Source organism: Kribbella turkmenica (assembly GCF_004348725.1).
Lineage (GTDB): Bacteria > Actinomycetota > Actinomycetes > Propionibacteriales > Kribbellaceae > Kribbella > Kribbella turkmenica.
Genome location: NZ_SMKR01000008.1, coordinates 46,750 through 65,700, shown reverse-complemented (window position 1 = coordinate 65,700; position 18,951 = coordinate 46,750). Strand labels below are relative to the sequence as shown.

Genomic DNA, 18,951 nt, shown 5'->3' with positions numbered 1-18,951 from the left:
GATGGCGGACGAGATCACTCTCGAGGTCGCGCGTTACCGGCCCGAGCTGGAGTCCGAGCCGGTGATGGAGTCGTTCCAGGTGCCGCTGCGCGAGCACTGGGCGGTCCTCGACGGGCTGACGTACGTCAAGGACCAGCTCGACGGCACGTTGTCGTTCCGGTGGTCGTGCCGGATGGGCATCTGCGGCAGCTGCGGGATGACCGTGAACGGCGAGCCGCAGCTGAGTTGTGCGACCTTCCTCACCGACTACGCACCCGGGCCGGTGCGGGTCGAGCCGCTGCGCAACTTCCCGGTGATCCGCGACCTGGTGATCGACATCGACGACTTCATGACCAAGCTCCCCGAGGTCAAGCCGTGGATCATCCGGGACGTGCACAGCCCGGTCGAGGAGGGCGAGTACCTGCAGACACCGCAGGAGCTGGACGAGTACCAGCAGTTCAGCATGTGCATCAACTGCATGCTGTGTTACTCGGCCTGCCCGGTGTACAGCCTGGAGCCGGACTTCATCGGGCCGGCCGCGATCGCGCTGGCGCAGCGGTACAACCTCGACTCGCGGGACGAGGGCGCCGAGGAGCGTCGCGCCGTGCTGTCGTCGCCGGAGGGGATCTGGGCGTGCACGTTCGTCGGCGAGTGCAGCGCGGCGTGCCCGAAGGGGGTCGACCCGGCGGGGGCGATCCAGCGGTACAAGCTGACCGCGGCGACCCGGTCGATCAAGGACCTGCTGATGCCGCGGAGCCGGCGATGAGCACCTACCAGCGGCCGCTCGCGCTGTTCTGGTGGCTCGAGCGCCGGTCCTACCTGCTGTTCGTGCTGCGTGAGCTGAGTGCGGTGTTCGTCGCGTGGTTCGTGGTCTACCTGCTCCTGCTGGTGAACGCGGTGAGCGACGGTGCGGCGTCGTACCAGGAGTTCCTCGACTGGAGCGGACGGCGGTGGGTGGTCGCGGTCAACGTGCTCGCGATGCTGTTCGTCCTGCTGCACGCGATCACATGGTTCGGGCTGGCGCCGCGGGCGATGGTGATCCGGGTCCGCGGGCGCCGGCTGCCGCCCGTCCAGGTCGTCGCCGCGCACTACCTGGCCTGGCTGGTGCTCTCGGCGGTCGTCGCGTGGCTGGTCCTGCGATGAACCGCCGGCCGGGGCCCGAGCCGCTGCTCTGGATGCTGTTCAGCTCCGGCGGCATGGTCGCCGCGCTGATGATCCCGATCCTGCTGTTCCTGTTCGGGATCGCGTTCCCGCTCGGCCTGCTGTCGCCGCCGGACCACTCGCACCTGTTCGCCGTACTGCGGAATCCGATCACGCGGCTGGTGCTGTTCGGGCTGTGCGCGCTGGCGCTCTTCCACTGGGCGCACCGCTTCCGGTTCACGCTGTACGACGGGCTGCAGCTGAAGCGGTACGGCGCTCCGATCGTGGTGCTGTGCTACGGCGGCGCGGTCGTCGGCACGGTGATCGCGGCCGTCCTGCTGATCAGGCTGTGATCAGCCGCCGATCCGGCGCCGATCGAGCCTGACGTAGGGTCGGCCGCATGCGGGAGATCGTGGTGATCGGCGTCGGTGCGGGCGACCCGGAGCAGGTGACGATGCAGGCCGTGTCGGCGCTGAACCGGGTCGACGTGTTCTTCGTGCTGGACAAGGGCGAGGTCAAGCAGGAACTCGTCGACCTGCGCGCCGAGATCCTCCGCCGGTACGCGAAGGACAAGGATCACCGGGTCGTCGTCGGCCGCGATCCCGAGCGCGACCGCACCGCCGGCGCCTACGTCGAAGCCGTCGGCGACTGGCGTCGCCGCCGCGCGGACGTGTGCGCGGACCTGATCGTGTCGGAGCTGGGTGAGGACCAGGTGGGGGCGTTCCTGGTCTGGGGTGACCCGGCGCTGTACGACAGCACACTGGCGATCCTGGACGACATCCTGGCCCGGGGTGAGTTGTCGTTCGAGGTCGAGGTGATCCCGGGGATCAGCAGCGTGTCGACGCTGGCGGCGCGGCACCGGGTCGGTCTCAACCAGGTCGGTCGCCCGGTGCAGATCACCACCGGTCGCCGGCTGGCGAAGGGGTGGCCGGACGACGTTGACGACGTGGTCGTGATGCTCGACGCGCAGACGGCGTTCACGGAACACCTCGACCAGGACGCGGACATCTACTGGGGCGCTTACCTGGGGACACCGGACGAGATCCTGATCTCGGGTCCGCTGCGCGAGGTAGCCGCCGAGATCGAGAAGGTCCGCGCCGAGGCCCGTGACCGCAAGGGCTGGATCATGGACACCTATCTGCTGCGCAGGAAGACCGACCAGCCGCCTCCGGCGGGGCTCCGACCTCGGCCGAAGGAGTAGCCCGACTGACCTTCGGGCCACAAGGTCCGGTCTACGCGTACGAGTCAACCTCACCGCCGAGCACCAGTGCCGTCGCTGGGCCGGCAGCAACTGATCGTGTGACGCGGCGCGGACAGCACCGTGCGCACCCATCACCTCCCAGCGGTACGGAGCGAGGTGCGCTGGCGGCCCCGGCGTACCGGCTGCGCCTCGACCGGGGTGGACAGGTGGCCGCCGACGAGCTCGGCGAGGGCGTCCACGAACGGTTCTCGCTGCGCGGCGGCGAGCGCGTCGAGGGCCTCGGCGTGCACCCGGTCGACGATCCGCTGGCCTTTGTGCGCGATCTTCGCACCGGCCTCGGTGACGGCGATGAACCGGGCCCGGCGGTCGGTGGCCGACGGTTTGCGTTCGGCGTACCCGGCCTTCTCGAGCGCGTCGACGGTGACGACCATCGTGGTCTTGTCCATGTAGGCCAGCTCGGCGATCTGGATCTGCGTTCGCTCCGAGTCCAGCGCGTGCCGCAGCACGCACTGCATCCGCGGTGTCAGCCCGACCTCGGCCAGGGCGGCGGACAGCTGCGTCTCGAGCACGTGCCCGGCGTGCGTCAGGTACCCGGTGAGATCAGGAACGGTCCGCGCAGGAGTCTTCGCCATGCGCCGAGCGTAGCGCGAGATCATCCCTCGGCAGACGATCCCGAAACAGATGATTCTGCCGTTCGCGAGACTGGGCCGTAGCATCTCGGCTGTGGTCAGGACTGAGACGGACCGATGCCCCGGCGTGCTGGCGGTGCACAAGGCGGCCGACGGCGGGCTGGCTCGGGTGCGGCTGCCGGGTGGGCTGCTGACGGTGGCGCAGTTCGACGTACTGCGGCAGGCGGCCGACGAGCTCGGGGACGGGCGGCTGGAGCTGACTTCGCGCGGGAACGTTCAGGTCAGGGGACTCACAGGGGACGGACCGCGGGAGCTGTCACAGCGGCTGTACGACGCGGGACTCCTGCCCTCGATCACCCACGATCGCGTGCGGAACATCCTCGCGTCACCACTGTCCGGACTGGACAGCGACAGCCGGTACGACGTTCTGCCGGTGGCCACCGCGGTCGACCATGCCCTGTGCGCCCGCCGGAAGCTCGCGGAGCTGCCCGGGCGGTTCCTGTTCGCGCTGGACGACGGACGGGGTGATCTGGCCGGCGTGCGGGCGGACGTGCTGGTCCGGGCGCTGGACGATCGCGAGGCGGTCCTGACGCTGGGCTCGTCGGGCGTGCGGGTGACGTGGAGCGACGCGGCCGACGTGATGATCGCGGCGGCCAAGGCGTTCCTGAAGGTCCGCTCCGGGCAAGAGTGGCGGATCGCGGAGGTCCCGGACGGCGAGGCGCGGATCCTCGACCGGCTCGGACTGGAGCCGACCGTGGAGGTGCCGACCGCAACGACGACCGTCGACGCCGGCCGGCACGGGGACGATGCGCTGGTGGTGACCGTCCCGCTGGGCAGTCTCGGCCAGGAGCAGGCAGCTGTCGTCGCGGACGTCGCCGACGAGATCCGGCTCACGCCGTGGCGGTCGATGGTCCTGCGCGTGCGGTCCGACCCGGCCGAGCGGCTGGACGGGGTTGGGTTGGTCACAAAGCCGGACTCGCCCTGGAACGGTGTGACAGCGTGTGCGGGTCGGCCCGGGTGCGCGCAGGCGCTGGCGGACGTCCGGGCGGACGCACGGCGGGTGACACCCCGGCTGCCCAGGCACGGACAGCCGGTGCACTGGTCCGGGTGCGACCGCCGGTGCGGGAAGCCGGCCGGCGAGTTCGTCGATGTGCTTGCCGTGGGCAACGGGTATGTGATCGACGGCGAGCGGATGGGGTTGCGGTGAACCACGAGTACGTGAAGGACGGCGCCGAGATCTACCGGCGTTCGTTCGCGACGATCCGGGCCGAGGCCGCGGCCGGCCTCGCGAGTCTTCCGGCCGACGTCGCGCAGGTCGCCGTACGGATGATCCACGCCTGCGGCATGACCGATCTGGTCGCGGACCTCCGGTACTCCCCGGCCGTGGTGAAGACCGCGCGCGCCGCGCTGCAGGACGGAGCGCCGATCCTGTGTGACGCGCAGATGGTGGCCTCCGGCGTCACCCGCAAGCGCCTGCCCGCGGACAACCAGGTGATCTGCACGTTGCCGGATCCGCGGACCGCCGCGCTCGCGGAACGCCTGCGGACCACGCGCAGCGCCGCCGCCGTCGACCTGTGGCACGACCACCTCGAAGGTTCGGTGGTTGCCATCGGCAATGCGCCGACCACGCTCTTCCGGCTGCTGGAGGTGATCGCCGGGGGCGCACCGCGGCCGGCCGCGATCCTCGGCATCCCGGTCGGGTTCATCGGCGCGGCCGAGTCCAAGGACGCACTGGCGGCGAACGCCCTCGGCCTGGAGTATCTGGTCGTCCAGGGCCGCCGCGGCGGCAGCGCGATCACTGCGGCCGCCGTCAACGCGATCGCGAGCGAGGCCGAGTGACCGCGCGGACGACCGGGCGGCTGTGGGGAGTCGGTCTCGGCCCCGGCGACCCGGAACTGGTGACGGTCAAGGCGGCCCGGCTGATCGGCGCGGCGGACGTGATCGCGTTCCACAGCGCCCGGCACGGCCGCAGCATCGCCCGCTCGGTCGCGGCACCGTACCTGACCGAGGGGCAGGTCGAGGAGCACCTGGTCTACCCGCTGACCACGGAGACGACCGACCACCCCGGCGGCTACCAGGGCGCGATGGACGATTTCTACACCGACTGCGCCGCCCGGCTCGCAGCGCATCTCGACGCCGGCCGGGACGTCGTCGTCCTGGCCGAAGGCGATCCGCTGTTCTACGGGTCCTACATGCACATGCACAAGCGGCTGGCGGACCGGTACCCGTGTGAGGTGGTCCCCGGTGTCACGTCGGTCAGCGCGGCGGCCGCCGTACTGGGCCGGCCGCTGTGCGAGCGGGACGAGATCCTGACCGTGCTGCCCGGCACGCTGCCGCCCGACGTGCTCGCGGACCGGCTGCGGCACACGGACGCGGCCGCGGTGATGAAGCTCGGGCGGACGTTCGCAGGAGTGCGGGAGGCGTTCGAGCTCGCCGGGCGAGCGGACGAGGCCTGGTACGTCGAACGCGCGACGACCGACACGCAGCGGACGGCTCCGCTGACCGAGGTGGATCCGGACGAGGTCCCGTACTTCTCGCTCGCACTGCTCCCCAGCCCGATCAACACCACGTTCACCGTGCCGGCGCCCCGGACCGAAGCGGAGGGCTCGGTCACCGTCGTCGGCCTCGGGCCGGCCGGACCGGAGTGGATGACGCCCGAGGTCCGGGCCGCGATCGCGAGTGCCGACGACCTGATCGGCTACGGTCCGTACGTCGACCGGCTGCCGGACCGGGCGCGGCAGCGCAAGCACGGCTCGGACAACCGGGTCGAGTCCGAGCGGGCCGCGTTCGCCCTCGACCTCGCCCGGAAGGGCTCCCGCGTCGTCGTGGTGTCGTCGGGCGACCCGGGCGTGTTCGCGATGGCCAGCGCGGTCACCGAGGTCGCGTCCGAGCCCGAGTACGCCGACATCGCCGTTCGCGTGCTGCCCGGGATGACCGCGGCCCAGGCGGTCGCCAGCCGCGTCGGAGCACCGCTCGGCCACGACTACTGCGTCCTGTCGCTGTCGGACCGGCTCAAGCCGTGGGACGTGATCGCGAAGCGGCTGTCCGCGGCCGCCGCGGCCGACCTGGCGATCGCGATCTACAACCCGGCCTCGAAGTCCCGCACGTGGCAGGTCGCCGCCACCCGGGACCTGTTGCTCGAGCACCGCTCCCCCGGTACGCCGGTCGTCGTCGGCCGCGACGTGGGCGGGCCGGAGGAAGCGATTACCGTCACAACGCTCGGCGAGCTGGCGCCGGAGACGGTTGACATGCGCTGCCTCTTGGTGATCGGCTCGTCGCAGACCCGCACCGTGCCCCGGCCGGCCGGGCCCCTGGTGTTCACTCCGCGCCGCTATCCGGTAACGGTCGGTGATCCTGCGCCAGAGGCCGGTTAAATCCCTGCCCCCAACCGTGTCGAACACCAGCCGGGCGGGTAGGGACCGCGCGGAGCTGACCAGTGAGGAGAAGCGGAATGGTCCAGCAGTACGGCGACACCGCCACCGCGACGCAGCCTGTCACCACCATGCAGGTGCCTGACGACGCCGACACGACCAGCACCCAGCGGTACGAGGAGGCGCGGGCGGCGGCGCACCGGGCGATGAGCAACGTCACGATCATCCCGGACCAGCCGCCCGCCCCCGTCCAGCCCGAGGTCGACCCGGACCTGCTGGCCTACCGCGGCTTCAAGTTCGGCGCCGCGTTCTTCGGCTGGCTGATCTCGATGGCCATGTTCGTCGTCCTCTCGCTCGCCGTCGCGGCCGCGGCCCTCGGTACGGCGGAGATCCTGGACTACACCCGGGCCGACGCCGAGGCCCAGCCCGGCGCCGCGGGCATCACCGCCGCGGCGGTCGCCGTACTCACGCTGACCCTGGCCTTCTACTTCGGCGGGTACGTCGCCGGACGGCTGGCCCGCTTCGACGGGGGCCGCAACGGCTTCGGCGTGTGGATGTTCGCTTTCCTGTTCTCCGTGCTCGCGGCCGGTGTCGCCGCGCTGCTGAACAACCAGTACGACCTGGTCGACGAGGTGAACCGGCCGGACGTGCCACTGGCGACCGACACGATCACCACGGGTGGCATCGTCGCGGCCGCCGCCCTGGTCGTCCTCACCCTGCTGTTCTCGATCGTCGGCGGGATGGCCGGCCGGCGCTACCACGACAAGATCGACCGCCTGCTCGACTGACCGTCGGTCACCGCCTCCCCACGCATAGCCAGCCGTCCCTTCGGGTACCGGAGAAACGACACGGGGGCTGTCTCGTGAGGAGAACTGACATGGTCCAGCAGTACCGGGACGACACAGACACACAGCGGCTCGACGGCAGCACCACCGCCGACGAGCCGGACACGACCAACCGGCGGATCACCCGGCCGCTGCACCGGGCCCGCGTGAAGACCTCGGTCGCCGACGAGGTGGACCCGGCGTACCGCGGCTTCAAAGGCGGGGCCGCGTTCTTCGGCTGGCTGGTCGCGGTCGGCCTGATCGCGCTGCTCACCGGGATCGTCGGCGCGGTGGCGGCAGCGGTCGACTACGCGGTGACGATCGACTGGAACGCGGCCGAGGCGGAGGCGGGCACGATCGGCATCGTGTCCAGCGCGGCCCTGCTGCTCATTTTGGCGATCGCCTACTACAACGGCGGGTACGTCGCCGGCCGGCTCGCCCGCTTCGACGGTGGGCGGCAGGGCTTCGGCGTCTGGATGATCGGCGTACTGGTGACGCTGGTGGTCGCGGCGATCGCCGCGCTGGCCGGCTCGCAGTACGACGTCCTGACCCGGGTGGAACTGCCGTCGGTCCCGCTTGCCGACGAGACCCTCACCGCCGGTGGGCTGATCGCGATCGGCCTGGCTCTGCTGATCACGCTGCTCGCGGCCGTGGCCGGCGGCAAGGCGGGGCAGCGCTACCACCGCCGCATCGACACCAGCGGCGACCACACCGTCTGATCGGACGGGACCCCTCCCCAGACCCGGACGACGGATGACCCCTATCCGCCGTCCGGGTTCTCGTTGTCCTGACCCGTCCGCCGGTGCAGGATGCCGGACATGACTCCGGACCCCGGCCGGACCGCGCTCGTCGTCGGAGGTACGAGCGGTATCGGCGCGGCCACCGCCCTCCGGCTCGTCACCGACGGCGCTTCGGTGGTCGCGGCCGGCCTGGGCTCCTCGACCGCCGCACCCGAGCTCAGGCGGTCCGCACGGGTGCACGAGCTCGACCTCCGGGAACCGAACGCCCTCGAGGACCTGATCGGCTCGCTCGACCGCCTCGACGTCCTGGTGAACGCCGCCGGCGTCATCCGGCGGGGCGACGAGCACCGGACCGAGGTGTTCCGGGAGGTCGTCGAGATCAGCCTGACCGGCGCGATGCGCGCGGCCGAGGCGGCGCACGACCTGCTCGCCGCCAGCCGCGGCTGCGTCGTCAACCTGGCCTCGATGCTGAGCTACTTCGGTGGTCCGCTCGTCCCGGCCTACAGCGCCAGCAAGGGCGGCGTCGTCCAGCTCACCAAGTCGCTCGCGGTCGCCTGGGCGGCCGACGGCATCCGGGTGAACGCGGTCGCGCCCGGCTGGATCGCCACCGAGCTCACGGCCGCGCTGCAAGCCGATCCGGTCGCCGCCGGCCGGATCCTGTCCCGTACACCGATGGCCCGCTGGGGCACGGCCGAGGAGGTCGCCGGTGCGATCGCCTTCCTGGCCGGCCCGGACGCCGGGTTCGTCACCGGCGCCGTCCTGCCCGTGGACGGCGGCTACCAGAGCATGTGAAGGAGCTTCGATGATCCCGGTTTCGGCAGGAGTGCCCGCGGAGATCGCCGTACCGGCGGTCCCCGAGGACGACCGGTTGTGGGTGCCGCAGGCGCCGGACGTGTGGTTCCGGCCGCTGATGCTGAACACGATCACCGGGCAGTGGTGCAACCTGCTCAAGGTGACCCGGTCCGGCATCGTGTCCCGGCATCGCCACCCGAGCGCGGTGTTCGGCTACGTGATCAAGGGCAAGTGGCAGTACGACGAGCACGACTGGGTGGCCGAGACCGGATCGTTCGTGTACGAGCCGCCGGGGGAGATCCACACCCTGCGGGTGCCGGAGGACTGCACCGAGATGATCACGTTCTTCAACATCTCCGGCGCGATGATCTACGTCGACGACGACGGCAACCAGACCGGGTACGAGGACACCTTCACCAAGATCCAGCTCTGCCGGGACCACTACGGCGCGAACGGCCTCGGCGCCGGTTTCGGCACCGGGCTCGGTGTTCCCGGCGCGTTCGTCCGCCGCAAGGTGCTGGAGAGCTGGGACTTCCACGAGGCCCTGAAGGCGATCTTCGGCGCCCGGCAGTCGCTGTCCAGCAATCTTCTGCTCACCCACCGGGACGGTGTCGCCATCGACGTCGAGACCACCCCCGGGCGGAACGCCTGGATGTACCCGACCGACGGGTTGCTGGTGCACGGCAACCACTTCCAGGCCTTCGTCCCCCCACAAATCGAGGACAGCTATCAGCCGTTCTCGGTGGACTCGCTCTACCGGGTGCCGCGCGTCGAGGAGGGCCTCCACCGGGTCCGCCGCGACGGTACCTCCGACGAGGCGGTCGCGAAGATCGTGCAGGACACGATGAGCGACCACTTCGGCCACCCCGACGCCGTCTGCCAGCACGTCGACCCGCGCCGGCACGAGCTCGACCGCTACGCCACCATCGTGTCCAGCCTGGTCGATCTGACCACTGGCACGTACCGCCTCACCCCGGGCCTGCCGTGTGCGAACAGCTACCAACTGGCGCCCTGGAACCTGTACGACGGTCCCGGTCCGGACGACCGTCCCGACGTCCCCGGCCCGGCGCAAGCACTCGCCGGTATCCGATGACCCAGCTTCATTCCGAGGAGCACGTGCCATGTCCCACTCCGCCACGAAGGTACGGCGTGCTGTCGCCGTCCTCGCCCTGACCGTCACCGCGGCCGTCCTGGCCGGCTGCGGTGCCGCCTCCTCGCCGTCGACCGGTGCGGCGCCGAACGCCGACCGCGCCGCGGCCGCCGAAGGCGTCAGCCCGGACGTCAACCTCGACCAGTGCGGCAAACCGGCCCGCACCGTGAAGCACGACCTGGGCACCACCACGATCAGCGGCAGCCCGGCCAAGGTGGTGGCGCTGGAGTACTCCTTCGTCGACGCCCTGGTCGCGGTGGGCATGTCGCCGGTCGGGGTCGCCGACGACGGCCAGCCGGAGCGGATCATCCCCGCCCTGCGCGACAAGGTCGGCGAGTACAAGTCGGTCGGCCTGCGGGCCACCCCGAACATCCAGGTGATCACCGCGCTCAAGCCGGACCTGATCGTCGCCGACAGCGGCCGGCACAAGGCGATCTACGCCCAGCTGTCGAAGATCGCGCCGACGATCGCGTTCGCCAGTCTGAACGGCAACTACCAGCAGGTGCTGGACAGTGAGATGTCCACCGCCATCGCGTTGGACAAGTGCGACGAGATGAAGACCCGGCTGACCGAGCACGCGAAGGTGATGGCGGACCTGAAGGCCAAGGCGCCCGCGGACGAGAGCCGCACGGCGCTGTTCGTGCGCGCCTCGGACAAGGGCTTCACCGGCTTCCCGGCCAAGGCCTACACCCCGGGTGTCCTGGAGGTCATCGGCATCCGGTCGCCGCTGCCGGACGACTCCGGGGAGGCCTCGGTCTCGCTGACCCTGGAGACCCTGGTCGCCACCAAGCCGGACGTCATGTTCATCGCCCCGAACGAGGGTCCGACGCTGCGCGACACCTGGGCGAAGAGCCCGCTGTGGAGGGAGATCCCGGCGGTGAAGAACAACACGACCTTCGACGTCGACCCGAACGAGTGGTCCCGGTCGCGAGGCCTGATCGCCGCCGAGGTCGTCGCCCAGGAAGCCGTCGAGCTCCTCTACGGGAAGTGACCCGAGCATGTCCGTGGACACTGCGGCCCAGCCGGCCCAGGAGGCCGTCCACCAGCGCCCGAAGATCGTCACCAGCAAGCAGCGGGTCACCTGGGTGAGCCTGGCGCTGCTGGTCCTGGTCGTCGCCGGCGTGGTGTGGGGCCTGTCGATCGGGAGTCAGCAGATCTCGCTCTCCCGGTTGCCGGGGGCAATCGTCCGGGCCGATGAACCCGACGAGCTGATCATCCAGTCGATCCGGCTGCCGCGGGTGGTGCTGGCGCTGTGCGTCGGCGCCGCCCTGGCGGTGGCCGGGGCGCTGATGCAGGCGGTCGCCGCGAACCCGCTGGCTGCGCCGGAGATCATGGGCGTGAATGCCGGCGCGGTCTTCGTCGTCGTTCTGGCGATCACCGTGGTGCCGTCGCTGTCGGGGGCGCCGACGATCCTGCTCGCCTTCGGCGGCGCGGCCGCGGCGGGGGTCTCGGTGATGCTGCTCGCCGGGTCCGGCCGGGGCCGGGTCAGTCCGGTCCGGCTCGCGCTGGCCGGCGTGACGGCGAGCAGCCTGCTGATCTCGCTGACCCAGGTGCTGATCATCTTCGACGAGAACTCGACCGACAGCGTGCTGTTCTGGCTGGTCGGCGGGGTGAACTTCGCCGGCTGGCAGGACATCCGCAACCTGCTGCCGTGGCTGGTGCTGGGGTTGATCGGCGCGTTCGCGATGGCCCGGTCGCTGAATCTGCTGGCCCTCGGTGACGACATGGCCCGCGGTCTCGGCCAGAACGTCGAACGGACCCGGATGACGGGCTCCGCGCTGGTGATCGTGCTGTGCGGCGCGGCCGTGTCGGTGGCCGGTCCGGTCGCGTTCATCGGGCTGGTCGTGCCGCACATCCTGCGCCGGCTGGTCGGCTCCAGCTACACGGTGCTGCTGCCGCTGTGCTCGATCGGCGGTGGCGCGCTGGTGCTGTACGCCGACATCTCGTCCCGGTACGTCAAACCGCCGTTCGAAGTACCCGCCGGTGTGGTCACCGCGCTGATCGGAGCGCCGATCTTCGTCTACCTGGCCCGTCGACAGAAGGTGACCTCATGAACGAGCACAGTGAGTCCTGCTCATCGGCGCCCGCAGCGAAGCGAGGACTGCGATGAGTGCGGCGATCGTGGCTCAGCATGTACGGCGTACGTCGTTGGCGCAGCGGTATCCCGGAATCCTGATGGGGTCGCTCGGCGTGCTCGCGGTCGTGCTGAGCTTCTACAGTCTCAGCGTCGGCGCGACCGACGTGTCGATGACCGACGTGTTCAACGCCGTGATCGGCAACACCGGCGACCAGGCCGCGCAGATCGTCGTGCAGTTCCAGCTGCCGCGGGTCCTGCTGGCCTGGCTGGTCGGGATCGCGCTGGGAGTGTCCGGCGCGGTGATGCAGGGGGTGATCCGCAACCCGCTGGCCGCACCCGACGTCGTCGGGGTCACCAAGGGCGCCGGGTTCGCGGGCATGCTGTTGCTGCTCGCGATCCCCGGGATGCCGGTGGTCGCCGTCGTACCCGCGGCGTTCGCCGGCGGTCTGGCGGCCGCCGCGCTGGTCTACCTGCTCGCCTACCGCCGCGGTGCCACCCCGGTCCGGATCGCGCTCGTCGGAATCGCGGTGAGCGCGGCCTTCGAGGCGGGCATCCGGTTCCTGCTCGTCCGCAATCCGCTCGACGTCAGCGCGGCACTGATCTGGTTGACCGGCAGCCTGTTCGGCCGGTCGATGAGCTCGGTGCTGGAGATCCTGCCGTGGGTGCTCGTCCTGGTCCCGCTGATCGTGGTCTGGAGCCGCAGGCTCGACGTCCTCGGGCTCGGTGACGATCTCGCCGCCGGGCTGGGCGAGCCGGTCGAGCGGACCCGGCGGCTGCTGCTCCTCTTCGCGGTCGCGCTGGCCGCGGCGGCGGTCGCGGTGTCCGGCACGATCGGCTTCGTCGGCCTGATCGCCCCGCACATGGCCCGCCGGGTGTTCGGCGGCAAGCACGTCGCGTCGATCCCGGCCGCCGCGCTGTTCGGCGTCCTGCTGATGATCTTCGCCGACATGCTCGGCCGCGGCCTCGCCCCGCCGCTCGAGATTCCCGCCGGGCTGGTGACAGCGGTCGTCGGCGGACCGTACTTCCTCTACCTGCTCGTGAAGACCGGAAAGTAGGAGAACCGCCATGCGTCTGCAGGCACAGGGCGTCCAGCTCGCCTATGACCAGCGCGTCATCGCCAGGGATCTCACCCTGACCATCCCGGACGGGAAGGTCAGCGTGCTGATCGGTCCCAACGGTTCGGGCAAGAGCACCGCGCTGCGGGCCCTGGCCCGGTTGCTGCCCCCGCAGCAGGGAAGTGTGATCCTGGACGGGAAGTCGATCCAGGAGACCCCGACCAAGGAGGTGGCCCGGCTGCTCGCGATCCTGCCGCAGGTCCTGGTCACGCCCGAGTCGATCTCGGTCGAGGACCTGGTCTGGTTCGGCCGGCACCCGCACCGCGCCTCGCTCAAGGTGCCCAGCGCGGCCGACAAGGAGGCCGTCGAGTGGGCGATGGAGGTCACCAGTACGGCGGAACTGCGGCACCAGCACGTGGATCAGCTCTCCGGCGGCCAGCGCCAGCGGGTGTGGATCGCGCTGTGCCTGGCCCAGGGCACGGACCTGATCCTGCTCGACGAGCCGACGACGTACCTGGACGTCGCGTACCAGCTCGAGGTGCTCGACCTGCTGCACCAGCTCAACCAGGAGCAGGGCAAGACGGTCGCGATGGTGCTGCACGACTTCAACATGGCCGCGGAGTACGCCGACCACGTGTTCGTGATGAGGTCCGGCAGCCTGGTCACCCAGGGCACGCCGGAGGATGTGTTCACCTGCGACATCATCCGCGACGTGTTCGGGGTGGAGTCGAAGGTCGTCCCGCACCCGGTCAGCGGCAAACCGATGTGTATCCCACTGCGCGCCGGGCTCCGGACCCAGCTCGCGGTCGCAGCCGGATAGGGAGTACTGCATGACCTTGACCCCAGCGGAAGTCGCCGAGCGGTCCGAACAGGTCGCACCGAAGCTGCGCGAGCACTTGCCGCCGACGCCGCTCGTCCGGTTCGGCGCGTTCAGCGACGAGCTCGGGGCGGAGGTGCTGGTGAAGTCCGAGCACCTCCAGCGCACCGGCTCGTTCAAGGCCCGTGGTTCGATGGCGAAGATCCTGACGCTGACCGACGAGCAGCGCGAGCGCGGCGTGGTCACGGCCTCGACCGGCAACCACGGTCTCGGCGTCGGCAACGCGCTGGCGACCCTCGGCGGCCGCGGGCTGATCTACCTGCCGGAGAACGCGTCGCCGAGCAAGGTCGCCGCGCTCCGCCGGCTCGGCCTCGATCTTCATGCCGAGGGCAACGATTCCGGCGTGCTCGAACCGAAGGCCCGGGCGTACGCCGCCGAGCACGACCTGACCTACGTGCCGCCGTACAACGACCCGGACGTCATCGCCGGGCAGGGCACGGTGGCGGTGGAGATCCTCGAGCAACTGGCCGAGCCGCTCGACGCTGTCGTCGTCGCGGTCGGCGGCGGTGGGCTGGTCAGCGGGATCGCGGCGGTGCTCAAGAGGCACCTGCCCGGCATCCGCGTGTACGGCGCCTCGCCGGTCCGCGACGACGCGATGGCCGCGTCCGTGCGCTCCGGCGAGATCGTCCTGGTCGACGCGCAGGACACGTTGTCCGACGGTACGGCGGGCAGTGTCGAGCCGGGCAGCATCACCTTCGACCTGTGCCGGGAACTGGTGGACGACTGGGTGCTGGTGAGTGAGGACGCGATCAGCGCCGCGCTGCGGATGGTGATCGACACCGAGCACCAGTTGATCGAAGGATCCGCCGCGATGGCGTTCGCCGCGGCGCGGGCCCGGCGTACCGAGCTGGAAGGCGAACGCGTCGCGGTGGTGTCCTGCGGCGGCAACATCTCCGCGAGCACGCTGGTGGCCGCGCTGAGCTGACCCCTGCGCCGGAGCACCCGAGGCGACCACCTCGGGTGCTCCCGCATGCCCTCACCCGGGCGTCCGCAGCCGTTCGTGGACGCCGTTGACACCATCGTGACGTAGTAACTATCGTTTCGTGCAGCATATGTTTCATCCAAGATGAGGAAGTGACTGATGGATGCGGCAACCTGGGGGTTGATCATCGCGACGTTCGTCGCGTGTTTCGTGGAGATGGTGGAAGCGACCACGATCGTGATGGCGATGGGGTACACCCGGAGCTGGCGGTCGGCGCTGGCCGGTACCTTCGCGGCGCTCGGCGCGCTCGCGGTGGTCACCGTGGCGGCCGGGTACGCACTGGCGAACTGGCTGCCGGAGTCGGCGCTGCAACTCGCGATCGGCGGCCTGCTGCTGATCTTCGGCCTGCAGTGGTTGCGCAAGGCGATCCTCAGATCGTCGGGACGCAAGGCGATCCACGACGAGGACGCGATCTACCGGGAGGAGGTCGCGGCCGCCAAGGCCGCCGGCGAGACGAAGACCGGCCTGGATCTGTTCGCCTTCATGGTGTCCTTCAAGGGCGTGTTCCTCGAAGGCATGGAGGTCGTGTTCATCGTGCTGACCTTCGGCCTGAACGCGGGCAACATCCCCGGCGCGGCGATGGGCGCGATCGCGGCCGTGGTGATCGTCCTCGGGGTCGCAATCGCCCTGCGCCGCCCGCTGTCGATGATCAACGAGAACCTGCTCAAGTACGGCGTCGGCCTGCTGCTCGCGTCGTTCGGCACCTACTGGGCGGTGGAGGGTCTGGGCATCTTCCGCGCGGGCCGGGAGAGCATCGACTGGCCGGGTCACGACCTGATGATCCTGGTCCTGCTGGTCGCGTGGCTCGTGCTCAGCCGGATCTTCGTCGCGGTGCTGCGGACGCCGGCGTCCGCAGCGACCGCCCCCGAGGTTGCGGTGGAGGTGAAGAAGTGAAGTTCCTCAAGGCCTTCGCGCAGTTCTGGTACGACTTCATCATCGGCGACGACTGGAAGATCGCCGTCGCGGTCGTGCTCGCACTCTGTGTCACGTTGGTGGCGATGGCCACCGGCGCGCTCGGCGACACCGCGCTGACCCTGCTCGGCGGGGTCGCGATCGTGGTCGGGTTCGCGATCAGCCTGGCGATCGACGTCCGTCCCAAGCGCCGCTGAATCTTTTCCCTGCTTGACCTCCGGCCCCACGGCGTTGCGTGGGGCCGGAGTTGTTTGTAGCAAACGTGACGTCTTCTCAATATCTCGTAGTATCTGCTACAGTACTGCACCGAGGCGCCCGTTCCCTTCTGTATCGGAGGTCCTGAAGTGTCTGGTTCACCGGCGATGCGCGATACCGCCGAGGCGGTGCTCGGCCTCCTGCCCACGCAGGTGCAGTACGGCGACGTCCGGGTCGTCCGGCGGACGCACGAGCAGGTGCTGGTCGAGCTCGACGGCCCCGGCGAGGTCGGGTACGACGACTCGACCGGCCTCGGACTGCGGGTGCTGATCGGAGGCCAGTGGGGTTTCGCCGCCACCCACCGGCTGGACCGGCGCGGGCTCGACGCGGTGGTCGCCCAGGCGGTCGGCCAGGCCCGCGCGGCCGGAGGCGGCGGCCGGGTCTCACTCGGCTCGCCGGTGACCACCCGCGACACCTGGTGCTCACCGATGCAGGTCGACCCGTTCACGGTGCCGCTGTCCAGCAAGGTCGACCTGCTCGCCGCCACCGTCAAGGAAGCGTCCACCGCCGGTCCGCTGGTCCAGCAGATCGAGGCGTCGATGGACTTCTACCGCGACGAGAAGGTGTTCGCGAACACCGAGGGCGCGCTGATCGAGCAGACCCTGACCGAGAGCGGCGGCGGCCTGATGGTCAACGCCGGCGACGGTGACGACCTGCAGCGCCGGTCCTTCCCGCAGGGCGTGCCGCGGCAGATCCGCGGCCAGCGCGGCGATTTCGCCTCCGCGGGCTACGAGCACGTGATCTCCCTCGGGCTGGACCGCGAGGCGGCCCGGATCGCCGCCGAGGCGGTCGCCCTGCTGTCCGCGCCGCAGTGCCCGGACGAAATCACCACACTGATTGCCGGGAGCAACCAATTGGCGATGGTGCTGCACGAGTGCGCCGGCCACCCGATGGAGGCCGACCGGGCCCTCGGCACCGAGGTCAGCCTGGCCGGCGGCACCTACGCCACCCCGGAACGCCGGGGCACCTTCCGCTGGGGCTCGGACCTCGTCTCGGCGTACGCCGACGCCACCATCCCCGGCGCCCTCGGATCCTTCGGGTACGACGACGAGGGCGTGCCGGCGCAGCGGACGCAACTGGTCAAGGACGGCATCTTCCTCGGCTACATGTCCGGTCGCGAGTCCGCCGGTGCGCTGGGGCTCGAATCGACCGGCCAGGCCAAGGCCGACGGCTGGCAGCGGCTGCCGCTGGTGCGGATGACGAACATCTGCCTGGAGCCCGGCGACTCGTCGCTGGCCGAGATGATCGCCGGCACCAAGCGCGGCATCCTGGTCGACACCAACCGCGGCTTCTCGATCGACGACCAGCGGATGAACTTCCGCTTCGGCACCGAGGTCGGCTGGGAGATCCGCGACGGCAAGGTCGGGCGGCTGCTGAAGAACTGCACGTACCAAAGTGTCACGCCGCAGTTCTGGGCCAGCCTCGACGCCCTCGGTGGACCGGACGAGTGGAAGGTGCACGGCGTCCCGTCCTGCAACAAGGGTGAGCCGCTGCAGGTCGCCCACGTCGGTCACGGGACCGTCCCCGGTCGCTTCCAGAACGTGCAGGTGGGGCGATGAGCATCGAACAGTCGCAGGTCGAGCGGGCGCTGGAGATTCTCGGCGCCGGCACCCGGCTCGACGTCCTCGGCGAGCAGGCCGATCTGCTCCGCTTCGCCGAGTCCGAGGTCACAGCGCAGCACAGCGAACGCCGCCTCCGCGTGCGCGTCCGCACCACCCGCAACGGCCGCTCCGTCGCCGGCTCCCTGGAAACCCTGGAACCCGCCGCGGTGCAGGCGTTGGCCGACCGTCTCGACGCCGCCCTCGCCGACCTTCCACCGGGGCCCGCAGCCACCTCCCCGGCACCCGTGGATCACTGCGCGGAGACACCACAGGTCGCGGCGGCCACCTCGGTGCTCGAAGCCGGGCCGGGGGATCGGCATCGGTGGTTCAGGACCGTTCGGGACGGGCTCGACTCGTCGACCACGGTGGGTGGGGCGATCAGGTACGACGTACTGGATCGTGTGGTCGCGGACTCTCACGGGTTGTTCCGGGCGGAGACGCTGACGAAGGCGGCCATCCAGGCGATCGCCAAGAAGGGGGACAACTCGGTCAGCGTGCGGCACATGCACCGGGACGCGGACAAGGTTCCGGTCGACGACATCCCGGCGAAGCTCCGTGCGGCGTTGACGCCGTTGCCCGCCCGCGAGGCGCACCACGGTCCCTGCCGGGTGCTGCTCAGACCACAGGCCGTCGTCACGCTGATGGCGACCTACGGGCACTTCGTCCTCGGCGCGACCGGCTACGCCACCGGGCGGTCGGCGGTGGCCGGACAGCTCGGGGAGAAGGTCGTCAGCGACCTGATCACCCTGGTCGACGACGGTGCCGACGCGGCCGGGCTCCCGAGCGGTTTCGATGCCGAGGGCAACGTACGCCGGCACACCCGGCTGATCGACCGTGGTGTGCTCACCGGCGTCGTCTCCGACCGTCGCCGCGCGGCCGTCACCGGCGGCGTGCCGACCGGCCACGCGGCCCCGGACGGCTGGCGATTCGGCGGCGACCCGAGTCCGTCGAACCTGCTGCTCGCTCCGGGTGACATCTCCGACGAGGACCTGCTCGCCGAGTGCGGCAGCGGACTGGTGGTGAACCGGCTCGACTACCTGCGCTCGCTGCACCCGAAGCAGACCCTGGTCACCGGAACGACCCGGGACGGCACCTACTGGGCGGACAGCGGCGAGCTCGTCGCCTGGCACCCGCAGGTCCGCTTCACCTTCCGGATGGACGACGTGCTCAACGCGGTTCTTGCCGTCGGCAACACCCGGGAATGCGGCGACACCACCTTCATGGACAGCGTGGTCGTGCCGTCGTTGCTGATCGACGCCGGTCCGCTCGTCCTCCCCTGATCCAGCAGTGCCCCGCGCGAGGCGTGCTCATAGATCCGCGGGGCACTGCTGTTCCACCTCCTCTGGAGACCGCATGCCCTCGGTCA

The 18,951-nt window shown here is 70.5% G+C and carries 21 protein-coding genes; 20 read left to right on the top strand and 1 reads right to left on the bottom strand.

Going from position 1 to position 18,951, the window contains the following annotated elements; genetic code table 11:
- Position 1 precedes the first annotated feature (1 nt).
- Genes E1218_RS03435 through cobF form a run of 4 tightly spaced genes read left to right on the top strand, consistent with a single transcriptional unit; the run spans position 2 to position 2,320 of the window.
- Complete coding sequence (locus E1218_RS03435) at positions 2 to 745, top strand: succinate dehydrogenase/fumarate reductase iron-sulfur subunit (RefSeq protein WP_132316130.1); 744 nt, start codon at positions 2 to 4, stop codon at positions 743 to 745.
- Positions 742 to 1,122, top strand: coding sequence for a fumarate reductase subunit C (locus E1218_RS03430; RefSeq protein ID WP_132316128.1), 381 nt, complete (start codon positions 742 to 744; stop codon positions 1,120 to 1,122). Before E1218_RS03435 ends, E1218_RS03430 begins: the two co-directional genes overlap by 4 nt.
- Entirely contained in the window at positions 1,119 to 1,472 is a 354-nt protein-coding gene (gene frdD / locus E1218_RS03425; protein WP_132316126.1) for a fumarate reductase subunit FrdD, read from the top strand. Before E1218_RS03430 ends, frdD begins: the two co-directional genes overlap by 4 nt.
- 47 nt (positions 1,473 to 1,519) lie before the next feature.
- A complete protein-coding gene (gene cobF, locus E1218_RS03420; RefSeq protein ID WP_132316124.1) occupies positions 1,520 to 2,320 on the top strand; it encodes a precorrin-6A synthase (deacetylating) in 801 nt (266 codons plus the stop codon).
- Positions 2,321 to 2,451: 131 nt separating this feature from the next.
- On the opposite strand, the gene E1218_RS03415 is transcribed toward cobF, so the two are convergent.
- Positions 2,452 to 2,952 carry a MarR family winged helix-turn-helix transcriptional regulator gene (locus tag E1218_RS03415; protein ID WP_132316122.1) on the bottom strand — a complete coding sequence of 167 codons (501 nt, stop codon included), beginning with the start codon at positions 2,950 to 2,952 and terminating at the stop codon, positions 2,452 to 2,454.
- A gap of 91 nt (positions 2,953 to 3,043) precedes the next feature.
- Between E1218_RS03415 and cobG the strand changes: the two genes are divergently transcribed.
- From cobG to E1218_RS03335, 16 genes are all read left to right on the top strand, one after another.
- Positions 3,044 to 4,156, top strand: a complete 1,113-nt coding sequence (gene cobG, locus E1218_RS03410) for a precorrin-3B synthase (protein WP_233711971.1) — start codon at positions 3,044 to 3,046, stop codon at positions 4,154 to 4,156.
- On the top strand, positions 4,153 to 4,788 hold the full coding sequence (locus E1218_RS03405) for a precorrin-8X methylmutase (RefSeq protein WP_132316118.1): 636 nt from the start codon (positions 4,153 to 4,155) through the stop codon (positions 4,786 to 4,788). Before cobG ends, E1218_RS03405 begins: the two co-directional genes overlap by 4 nt.
- The gene (locus E1218_RS03400) at positions 4,785 to 6,323 is read left to right on the top strand and encodes a precorrin-2 C(20)-methyltransferase (protein ID WP_132316116.1); all 1,539 of its coding nucleotides are present in this window, start codon (positions 4,785 to 4,787) and stop codon (positions 6,321 to 6,323) included. The genes E1218_RS03405 and E1218_RS03400 overlap by 4 nt, the downstream gene beginning before the upstream one ends.
- Before the next feature lie 77 nt (positions 6,324 to 6,400).
- A complete protein-coding gene (locus E1218_RS03395; RefSeq protein ID WP_233711970.1) occupies positions 6,401 to 7,108 on the top strand; it encodes a hypothetical protein in 708 nt (235 codons plus the stop codon).
- Between the two features lie 89 nt (positions 7,109 to 7,197).
- Positions 7,198 to 7,863 (top strand): hypothetical protein, encoded by a 666-nt coding sequence (locus E1218_RS03390; RefSeq protein ID WP_132316114.1) that lies wholly within the window; start codon positions 7,198 to 7,200, stop codon positions 7,861 to 7,863.
- Between the two features lie 99 nt (positions 7,864 to 7,962).
- Entirely contained in the window at positions 7,963 to 8,676 is a 714-nt protein-coding gene (locus E1218_RS03385; protein ID WP_132316112.1) for an SDR family NAD(P)-dependent oxidoreductase, read from the top strand.
- Between the two features lie 10 nt (positions 8,677 to 8,686).
- A complete protein-coding gene (locus E1218_RS03380) occupies positions 8,687 to 9,769 on the top strand; it encodes a cupin domain-containing protein (RefSeq protein WP_132316110.1) in 1,083 nt (360 codons plus the stop codon).
- 28 nt (positions 9,770 to 9,797) lie between these two features.
- Positions 9,798 to 10,817: an ABC transporter substrate-binding protein gene (locus tag E1218_RS03375; protein ID WP_132316108.1), complete on the top strand. Its 1,020-nt coding sequence runs from the start codon at positions 9,798 to 9,800 to the stop codon at positions 10,815 to 10,817.
- 7 nt (positions 10,818 to 10,824) lie between these two features.
- On the top strand, positions 10,825 to 11,880 hold the full coding sequence (locus E1218_RS03370) for a FecCD family ABC transporter permease (protein ID WP_132316106.1): 1,056 nt from the start codon (positions 10,825 to 10,827) through the stop codon (positions 11,878 to 11,880).
- A 52-nt stretch (positions 11,881 to 11,932) separates the two neighbouring features.
- Complete coding sequence (locus E1218_RS03365; protein WP_132316104.1) at positions 11,933 to 12,958, top strand: FecCD family ABC transporter permease; 1,026 nt, start codon at positions 11,933 to 11,935, stop codon at positions 12,956 to 12,958.
- A 10-nt stretch (positions 12,959 to 12,968) separates the two neighbouring features.
- A complete protein-coding gene (locus E1218_RS03360; protein WP_132316102.1) occupies positions 12,969 to 13,778 on the top strand; it encodes an ABC transporter ATP-binding protein in 810 nt (269 codons plus the stop codon).
- A 10-nt stretch (positions 13,779 to 13,788) separates the two neighbouring features.
- Positions 13,789 to 14,760, top strand: a complete 972-nt coding sequence (locus E1218_RS03355) for a threonine/serine dehydratase (protein ID WP_132316100.1) — start codon at positions 13,789 to 13,791, stop codon at positions 14,758 to 14,760.
- Positions 14,761 to 14,916: 156 nt separating this feature from the next.
- Complete coding sequence (locus tag E1218_RS03350) at positions 14,917 to 15,711, top strand: COG4280 domain-containing protein (RefSeq protein WP_132316098.1); 795 nt, start codon at positions 14,917 to 14,919, stop codon at positions 15,709 to 15,711.
- A complete protein-coding gene (locus E1218_RS03345; RefSeq protein WP_132316096.1) occupies positions 15,708 to 15,926 on the top strand; it encodes a hypothetical protein in 219 nt (72 codons plus the stop codon). The genes E1218_RS03350 and E1218_RS03345 overlap by 4 nt, the downstream gene beginning before the upstream one ends.
- 147 nt (positions 15,927 to 16,073) lie before the next feature.
- Entirely contained in the window at positions 16,074 to 17,543 is a 1,470-nt protein-coding gene (locus tag E1218_RS03340) for a TldD/PmbA family protein (protein ID WP_132316094.1), read from the top strand.
- Positions 17,540 to 18,865 (top strand): metallopeptidase TldD-related protein, encoded by a 1,326-nt coding sequence (locus E1218_RS03335; RefSeq protein WP_132316092.1) that lies wholly within the window; start codon positions 17,540 to 17,542, stop codon positions 18,863 to 18,865. Before E1218_RS03340 ends, E1218_RS03335 begins: the two co-directional genes overlap by 4 nt.
- The last annotated feature ends 86 nt before the right edge of the window (positions 18,866 to 18,951 follow it).